Raw genomic sequence first — 2,577 nt, forward strand, 5'->3', positions numbered from 1 at the left:
GGGCGCGCCCGCCGGAGCGGAGGCCCGGCGGCTCGCCCGGCGGCGGCTACGGCCACGGGTCGCCGCGGCCTCCGCCTCGGCGATGCTGCTGTACAGCTCCTCGTCCGGCGCGAAGTCGGGCGCGGGCAGCGCGACGGGCTCAGCGACCTCGGCCGTGACCTCCGCCTCGCTCTCGGCCTCCTGCTCGGCGGTCTCGGCGGCCTCCATGACGACGGTCTCGTGGGCCTCGTGCTCGTGCACGTGCCCGTCGCCGCCACGGCCGCGCTTCTTGCGCTTGCCGCCGCCACCGCCGACGGAGGTCGGCTGCTCCATGTGAACGATCACGCCGCGGCCGTTGCAGTGGACGCAGGTCTCGGAGAACGACTCCAGCAGCCCCTGGCCGACCCGCTTGCGGGTCATCTGGACCAGACCCAGCGAGGTCACCTCGGCGACCTGGTGCTTCGTACGGTCCCGGCCCAGGCACTCCAGCAGGCGCCGCAGGACGAGGTCCCGGTTCGACTCCAGGACCATGTCGATGAAGTCGATGACGATGATGCCGCCGAGGTCGCGCAGCCGCAGCTGGCGGACGATCTCCTCGGCCGCCTCCAGGTTGTTCCTGGTGACCGTCTCCTCGAGGTTGCCGCCCTGGCCGGTGAACTTGCCGGTGTTGACGTCGACGACGACCATCGCCTCGGTCCGGTCGATCACCAGCGAACCGCCGCTGGGCAGCCAGACCTTGCGGTCCAGCGCCTTGGCGAGCTGCTCGTCGATCCGGTAGGTGGCGAAGGCGTCGACCTCGGAGGTCCACTTCGACAGCCGCTCGGCGAGGTCCGGGGCGACGTGCGAGACATACCCGTGGATGGTCTCCCAGGCGTCGTCGCCGCTGACGACGACCTTGGAGAAGTCCTCGTTGAAGATGTCGCGGACGACCCGGACGGTCATGTCCGGCTCGCCGTACAGCAGCGTCGGGGCGTTGCCGTTCTTGGCCTTCTTCTGGATGTCCTCCCACTGCGCCTGCAGCCGCTCGACGTCCCGGCGCAGCTCGTCCTCGCTCGCGCCCTCGGCGGCGGTGCGCACGATGACGCCCGCGTCCTCGGGGACGATCTTCTTGAGGATGGTCTTCAGCCGGGCGCGCTCGGTGTCGGGCAGCTTGCGGCTGATGCCGGTCATCGAGCCCTCGGGCACGTACACGAGGTAGCGGCCGGGGAGGGAGACCTGGCTGGTCAGGCGGGCGCCCTTGTGGCCGATCGGGTCCTTCGTGACCTGGACGAGGACGGACTGGCCGGACTTCAGGGCGGACTCGATGCGACGCGGGCCGTTCGCCATGCCCAGCGCCTCGAAGTTGACCTCACCGGCGTAGAGGACCGCGTTGCGGCCCTTGCCGATGTCGATGAAGGCGGCCTCCATCGACGGCAGCACGTTCTGGACCTTGCCCAGGTAGACGTTGCCGACGTACGAGGTCGACTGCTCCTTGTTGACGTAGTGCTCGACGAGCACGCCGTCCTCCAGGACGCCGATCTGCGTGCGCTCGCCGCTCTGCCGGACGACCATCACGCGCTCGACGGCCTCGCGGCGGGCCAGGAACTCGGCCTCGGTGATGATCGGAACGCGGCGGCGTCCCTGCTCACGGCCTTCCCGGCGGCGCTGCTTCTTGGCCTCCAGGCGGGTCGAGCCCTTGATGGACTGCACCTCGTCGGACGGCTCGGCGGCCTTGCGGGGCTCGCGGACCTTGACGACCGTGCGCTCCGGGTCGCCCTCGCCCGGCTCGGTGTCGGCGGAGGTGTCACCGGCGCGACGGCGGCGACGACGGCGACGACGGCTGGAGGAGGAACCGCCCGCGTCTTCGGCGTGGGCGTCCTCGGCGTCCTCTTCCTCCTGCTCGGCGGTGTCCTCGGCGTCCTGCTCGGCCTGCTCGGCGGCGAGTTCCTCGCTCTCGGCGTCCGCACCCTCACCGGCCTCGCCGTCGGCCGCGTCACCACGGCGGCGACGACGGCCACCACGGCGGCGGCGACGACGCGAACCGGTCTCCTCGGCCTCCTCGCCCTCGGCGAGGTCCTCGGCCGGCTCCTCCGGCTCCTCGGCCTCCTCGGCCTCGACGGGGGTCTCGACGGCAGCCTGGGCCTCCTCGCCGTAGCCGGCGTCACGGCGGCGACGACGGCGGCGGGTTCCGGTCTGCTCCTCCGGGGACTCCACGGACTCCTCGGGCTCACCGGCCCCGGCCGCCTCGGCGGCGGCCTCGGCGGCGGCCCGCTGGGGCGTCTGGAACATCGGCTCGGTGAACACGGGCGCCTGGAACACGGCCACGGCGGGGCGGGACGGACGGCGCGACTCGGGCTCCGGGGCGGCCTCCTCGGCGGCCGGCTGGGCGGTCTGCTGGGCCGTCTGCTGGGCGGTCTGCGGCGCGGGTTCGGAGAAACCGGACGCGGCCTGCCGCACGACCCGGCGCCGGGTACGACGCGGGGCGCCCTCCTCTGCGGCCGCGTCGGCGGCGGGGGCGGGCTCGGCGACCGGGGGTTCGGCGGCAACCGGCGCGGGCTGCGCGGGCCCGGGCTGGGGGGGCCCCACCCCCGCGGGCGCGCACACGCGCGGCCGGGGCCC

Annotated in this window: 1 protein-coding gene; it reads right to left on the reverse strand. The window is 73.7% G+C overall.

Features of this window, described 5'->3' with window-relative positions:
• A partial coding sequence (locus ACFW2E_RS45020; protein ID WP_384477460.1) for a ribonuclease E/G occupies nucleotides 1-2,562 on the reverse strand: 2,562 nt, incomplete at its 3' end.
• Between the last annotated feature and the right edge of the window lie 15 nt (nucleotides 2,563-2,577).

It is taken from the genome of Streptomyces sp. NPDC058964, from assembly GCF_042741275.1.
Lineage (GTDB): Bacteria > Actinomycetota > Actinomycetes > Streptomycetales > Streptomycetaceae > Streptomyces.